The 6,054-nt window shown below is 29.1% G+C and carries 9 protein-coding genes; all 9 read right to left on the bottom strand.

What is annotated here, in order from left to right; translation table 11 throughout:
• On the bottom strand, positions 1 to 152 hold a 152-nt coding region (locus tag N2251_RS13985), incomplete at its 3' end, for a helix-turn-helix domain-containing protein (protein ID WP_376740993.1).
• A gap of 207 nt (positions 153 to 359) precedes the next feature.
• Positions 360 to 1,163, bottom strand: coding sequence for a hypothetical protein (locus N2251_RS00095; protein ID WP_260584640.1), 804 nt, complete (start codon positions 1,161 to 1,163; stop codon positions 360 to 362).
• A gap of 154 nt (positions 1,164 to 1,317) precedes the next feature.
• Positions 1,318 to 2,130 (bottom strand): hypothetical protein, encoded by an 813-nt coding sequence (locus N2251_RS00100; RefSeq protein WP_260584641.1) that lies wholly within the window; start codon positions 2,128 to 2,130, stop codon positions 1,318 to 1,320.
• A 172-nt stretch (positions 2,131 to 2,302) separates the two neighbouring features.
• Positions 2,303 to 2,680, bottom strand: a complete 378-nt coding sequence (locus N2251_RS00105; RefSeq protein WP_100945812.1) for a helix-turn-helix domain-containing protein — start codon at positions 2,678 to 2,680, stop codon at positions 2,303 to 2,305.
• A 15-nt stretch (positions 2,681 to 2,695) separates the two neighbouring features.
• Positions 2,696 to 2,992, bottom strand: a complete 297-nt coding sequence (locus N2251_RS00110; protein WP_058885311.1) for a type II toxin-antitoxin system HigB family toxin — start codon at positions 2,990 to 2,992, stop codon at positions 2,696 to 2,698.
• 832 nt (positions 2,993 to 3,824) lie between these two features.
• Positions 3,825 to 4,124, bottom strand: a complete 300-nt coding sequence (locus tag N2251_RS00115; protein WP_260584642.1) for a type II toxin-antitoxin system RelE/ParE family toxin — start codon at positions 4,122 to 4,124, stop codon at positions 3,825 to 3,827.
• Entirely contained in the window at positions 4,117 to 4,365 is a 249-nt protein-coding gene (locus tag N2251_RS00120) for a type II toxin-antitoxin system ParD family antitoxin (RefSeq protein WP_260584643.1), read from the bottom strand. Before N2251_RS00120 ends, N2251_RS00115 begins: the two co-directional genes overlap by 8 nt.
• 195 nt (positions 4,366 to 4,560) lie before the next feature.
• On the bottom strand, positions 4,561 to 4,863 hold the full coding sequence (locus N2251_RS00125; RefSeq protein ID WP_260584644.1) for a HigA family addiction module antitoxin: 303 nt from the start codon (positions 4,861 to 4,863) through the stop codon (positions 4,561 to 4,563).
• Between the two features lie 11 nt (positions 4,864 to 4,874).
• A complete protein-coding gene (locus tag N2251_RS00130) occupies positions 4,875 to 5,156 on the bottom strand; it encodes a type II toxin-antitoxin system RelE/ParE family toxin (RefSeq protein WP_260584645.1) in 282 nt (93 codons plus the stop codon).
• Between the last annotated feature and the right edge of the window lie 898 nt (positions 5,157 to 6,054).

Consider the following 6,054-nt stretch of genomic DNA (forward strand, 5'->3'; position numbering starts at 1 on the left):
TTTTGTACACATTTGTTGATTTCTCTAGAAATTGTAGAAGGTGTTCTACCAAGAGTTTTAGCAATATAAGCTTTGGTCTTTTTTTCGTTTAAAAGAGTCTGAATAATCACTCTTTCTTTAAGGCTAAGTCTTCTGTGTTTTTTTACTGTCATTTTACAAATCTATAATTTTAGATTTGTTGCGTTAAGTTATTGAATACAGCTTCTTATTTTCAAATGTGTGGCAACGGTTTTGTATAAGAATAGTTGCGGGTTTGCGTGCGAGGAATTTCCGCAGGAAATTCAGACGTAGCAAACACGCAACTACCTTTTATTAAGCACAAAACCGCAATTATTTTTATACGTTGTTGTGCGTAGGTTTTACTTGTTCAGACACTTTAAATATTCACTTAATTTTCCTCCATTTTTGATTTCTCCATCATAAATGTATAATCGATTATCCGTTATTTTATTCTCAATTATTAATTTAATTTCCGCTTCTGTTAATTCTATAAATGCAGAATACACATAACCACGACCACCTTTATTTACTTTAGTATCCAATTTAGCATTTGGTCGGTCAATTTTTTTTCCATTTTCTAAAAGTAAGATTAGTCCTTTTTTCCCTACGTTAATAGTTGAGCCTATTTCGTTTACAGACATATAAATTTTGGATGAATTATCTTTAGTAACTTTTATAAATGAAATTCCTTCTGAATAATCAGTTCGACTTGTTGTTTTTCCATCGAATTTGTCTGTTGTAGTTTCTATTTTTTTGCAATAAAAATCTTCTGGTAAATCAAGTCCGCCAATTACCTCAAAAGGAAAGGAATGTTCGTACTTCGGGTCGTAGTCAAAATAGATAACTCCTGTTTCGGCATTTTCAATTTTCAGTTTATATTTTTCAGTTCCGATTATATTTTTATATGGTTCAGCTGATAAAACTTTGAATACTTTTCCAACCAGTCCAGAATATTTAGAGTTATAACTTTCGCAACAATCATATTTCTTTTTCATTTTATCATTTTTGAAGAAATTGTCATAACCATACTTCTGTAAACTTTCGTCTTTTTCCAGAACTTTTATTTCTTTGTTTAATAATAAATTCACATCGTTTCCTGGGAAATTTTGTCCGAATGAAAAGTTCGCAATTAGAATGGCTGTAAGTAGTAAAATTTTTCTCATATTATTTTAGTTTTTTTTCGTTTTGAGTGAGTGCGCAACTTACGCACAACGTGTTTGTGTATGGTTAGTTGCGTGGTTAAGCCTTAAATTTAGCAAACAAATCACAGATAGAAAATTCCAGCGGAATTTTCGTAAGTCGGCAGTGACCAAGCAATTAATTATACACGGTGTTGGCGATAGTTTTTATTCTTTTTCCCTCAATCCTATTTTTAAATTTCATCTCGTCATTTTCATATATTCTATAAATTCTTATTGGACGTGAATTGAAAGGTGGTCTCGGAATATCATTATTTATAAAAAAGTCGCTTTTAAATGTGGCTGGTAAATTGGCCGTAATAGTTGAATCTGAAATTTTCTTATCGGCAAAAACGCTCAAATAGTAGTTATTAGTGCGCATATCTTTAGATCCAAAGTATGTTTCTAATTTTTTTATAAAATTTCCGATATCATTTTCTAAATTATTTAAAGAATTAGAAAATTCGGTTTTTCCTATAACTCTATTATTAGTCATATTCATAAAAATTTTCATTCCGCGAACTGGGTCTATTTTTATTAATTCTGTTGAATCGTTTTTAGGTAAAATAAAGTCAGTTCCAAATTTTCTATTTAGATATTCACTATAGTTTTCGGTTTTTAGCATACTAAATTTATGTACACCATAAATATTTTTCAATGTTCCGAAAAGACTATCTTTTTTTTCCGAAAGTTGGTAATTTATAAGAACTTTATTAATCGTATCAACTCGCTTGCCATCTGCGTTTCTATTGAAAGTTGGTATTTCAAACTCAATCTTTGAGTTAGACGCTTGCCAATCGACTTTTTCTTCTGTATTTCCATCTATTTTAAAAACAATACTATCTGGATAAAAACACCAAGTGCTGTATTCATTTTCAATTTCACGCCAATTTCCATTTAGCTCTTCTTCAGATGAATTTTGTCCACAAGAAAATGCTAATAGAATAATCAATAAGTTTAATATGCAAAACGGTTTTCTCAAATTATCGCCAACGTTTTTGTATATGGTTTGTTGCGTTTTTGAAGCACTAAATTTAGTAAATAAAAACGGAATAGAAAATCCCCTAAGGATTTTCGTAAGTAGGCTAGAACTAGCAATAAATTATATACGGTGTTACCCTTTGTTATTTTTCAGTTCGTAAAAGATTATAATTATTTACTAATACAGAAGCAGATATGTTTAAAAGACGTTCTAATTCTCGTATCATCTCTACTGTTAGCTTTTTCTTTTTATTTAATATTTCAGATACTCTACTTTTTCCACCAATTACTCCAATTAAATCTTTTTGCTTAAGATTCATTTCTTCCATTCTAATTTTGATAGCTTCAATTGGGTCGGGAGCTTCAATAGCGTAGTGTTTATTTTCATAATTTTCAATTAATAAAGATAATATTTCAGCTTCATCTCCCTTTTTTGAATTAGCATCTGCATCAAATATTAACTCAAGCCTTTCAATAGCTTTGTCGTAATCTTGTTCTGTTTTTATAGGTTTAATATTCATAATTCGATGTTTTTATTAAATAGTGTCAGCGTTAATTTTGTCATATTCAGCATGAGTTCCAATAAATCGAATAAACGCCCATTGTCTAACATAGTTGAATTTTACAATAAGTCGATATGAGTTTCCTTTAATATTAAAAACAACTCTACTATCTTTCAAAATACTTGCATTAATATAAGTTTCCTTAACTTCATTTGGAGAATTCCAATTAGAATTTTTAGCAGTTTCGTACCAAGTTTTTAAATATTGTTCAGATTCCGCATGTTTTTCCCAAAATTCACGCAAAGTTTTTTTTGCTATTATTCGCTTCATATTTTATTATCTGTTGCAAATATAAATAAAATGTTCTCATAATACGAACTTTTTATCTTTTTTTAATAAAGGGTAACGTACTTGTGTATGGTTTCGTTACGGAAAAGAGCGCAGCAATTTTCCGAATTTAGACCAAAGATAGTGAAAGTGCGAGGATTTTCTGTAAGAAAATCCCCCGTAATGAACTATACACGTTGTTGGGTTTTCGTTATATTGGTTTACTATTTTAATTTTTATTGTTGAAAGAATTTTTCCGCAATTATTTCCATAAAGAATTTTAATTCCGCAAACTTGCTAAATTCCGCGATTTATTCTCTTTTTTTAATATTCAATTCTGTTTTAATTCTACTTTTCCGCAATTATTCATAAAGAATTTTAATTCCGCAAACTTGCTAAATTTCACGATTTTATTTTTCCACTAGCATTCAATTTTATTTTTATTCTTTCCGAGATTTCTCTAGAGTAGGAGCATTGAAAATTTAACTCTAAAGACTCCAGCTTTTTACAGAATAATTCTCAACTGGAATTTTTCTGATTTTGAAAAGTATTATTATAAAACTAAAATTAGAAAATTATATTTTTTTACGGTTTTCTGAGAAAATTCCGATATAGTTTTTCCACAAGTTTTTCCAACATTTTAAAATCAATTAAAAATCTAAAAGTTTGAATTTTTACGATTTTTTGTTAATGAAACCCAACGTGTTTGTGTATGATTAGTGGCGTGTTTTAAGCAACTAATTTAGCAAATAAAAACCGAATAGAAAATCCGAGAGGATTTTCGTAAGTAGGCGAGAACCAGCCATTAATTATACACGTTGTTGGGTGTAGTTTTTTATTCAGTCAATTTATTTTTCAAATCCATTCTTTCGTGTAAAATTCTAACAACTTCAATTTCATTCACAGAAACTGAGTAATAAAAAATTATGTGCTTTCCAGATTTGAGCCCGAGTAAGTTTTTACTTATTCCGTTATATACTTTTCCAATTTCAGGGTTTTCTCCGATATTTTCACAAGATAGTTTAAGCATCATATAATATTTATCGGCTTGATTTTCAGACCAATTTTCAAAAGTATAATTCCAAATGTCATTCAAGTCATCATTGGCTTTTTGTCTAATATTAACTTTAGCCATTCTTTCTTTTATCGGATTTTAATTTTCTTAGATTTTCTTCGAAGTCAAAGTTTTCAACTATTGGGCTGTTTAAACCTTCTTGTATTGCATTTCTTAAAGCAATTACTTTACTTTCTTCATTTTCTAAAAGTCTAAGTCCAGCACGAATGACCTCGCTTACATTTTTATACCTTCCAACTGTAACTTGTGAACTCACAAATTGGTCAAAATAATTTCCGAGTGATATTGATGTATTTTTCATTATTTATAAATTTACTCAAAGTTACCAATTTTTGGTAAAAATTCCAAATTTATCTCGATTTTCAAATTACACCCAACGTGTTTGTATATGGTTTGTTGCGTGGTTTAGCACGTAATTTAGCAAATAAAAACCGAATAGAAAATCCGCGAGGATTTTCGTAAGTAGGCTAGAACTAGCAATAAATTATATACGGTGTTAGGCAACGTTGTTATTTTCGTAATGTTTTATTTCATTCAATTCAGCTTCTTTGTTTCCTTTTTGATTTTCAATATCAAAATCATCTTGAATTCCGAGCCAAAATTTTGCTGAATTACCAAAATATTTGCTCAACCTCAAAGCTGTGTCTGCTGTTACTCTTCGATTTCCTTTTATTATTTCTGAAATTCTTGTTTGAGGGATTTTCAAATCTTTAGAAAGTCTATATGCAGAAATTTCAAGAGGCTCAAGAAATTCGTAAAATAAAATTTCTCCTGGATGAATATTTGCTAATTTTTCCATAATTTTCTTATTTAATGATAATCAACTATTTCAACTTCACTTGCGTTTCCGTTGTTCCAAATAAAGATGATTCTCCATTGTTTATTAATTCTAATACTATAATATTCTTTTAGATTACCTGTTAACTTTTCAAGTCGGTTTGATGGTGGAATTCTCAAATCTGCAATATCTTGCGAATTATTAAGCATTCTCATTTTTCTCCTACCTACGTTTTGAATTTCATTCGGTAATTTCTTTACTCGAATTCCGTTCCAAATTTTTTCAGTTTCTTTCGTCCCAAAAGAAATTATCATATTCTTGTTTTACGTTACTAACGTCAAAGGTATGTCTTTTTTTTCGTTCCACCAAATGTTGCCTAACGTACTTGTGTATGGTTTCGTTACGGAAAATAGCGCAGCAATTTTCCGAACTTAAACCAAAGATAGTAAAAGTGCGAGGATTTTCTGCAAGAAAATCCCCCGTAATGAACTATACACGTTGTTGGGTTTTCGTTATATTGGTTTACTGTTTTAATTTTTATTGTTGAAATAATTTTTCCGCAATTATTTTCATAAAGAATTTTAATTCCGCAAAATTGTTCAATTCCGCGATTTATTCTCTTTTTTAGTGTTCAATTCTGTTTTAATTCTACTTTTCCGCAATTATTCATAAAGAATTTAAATTCCGCAAACTTGCTAAATTCCGTGATTTATTTTTTCTATTATATTCAATTCTATTTTATTCTTTCTGAGATTTTTCTAAAGTAAGAGCTTTGAAAATTTAACTCTAAATACTCCAACTTTTTACAGAACAATTCTCAACAGGAACTTTTCTGTTTTTGAAAAATATTATTAGAAAACAAAAATTTTCAAATTATATTTTTACGGTTTTCTGAGAAAATTCCAATATAGTTTTTCCACAAGTTTTTCTAACATTTAAAACTCAATTAAAAATCTAAAAGTTTGAATTTTTACGATTTTTTGTTAATGAAACCCAACGTGTTTGTGTATGATTTGTGGCGTATTAAAGCACTAAAGTTAGCAAATAAATCACAGATAGAAAATCCGCGAGGATTTTCGTAAGTAGGCGAGTACTAGCAATGAATTATACACGTTGTTGCCTTTTAGTTGCTTTATTTACTTTCAAATTTAAAATCACTGATAAATTAAATACTCCGAATTCTTTTMTTTTAGGTTTACACATTCTGAAAAT

Source organism: Tenacibaculum haliotis, assembly GCF_025215075.1.
Lineage (GTDB): Bacteria > Bacteroidota > Bacteroidia > Flavobacteriales > Flavobacteriaceae > Polaribacter > Polaribacter haliotis_B.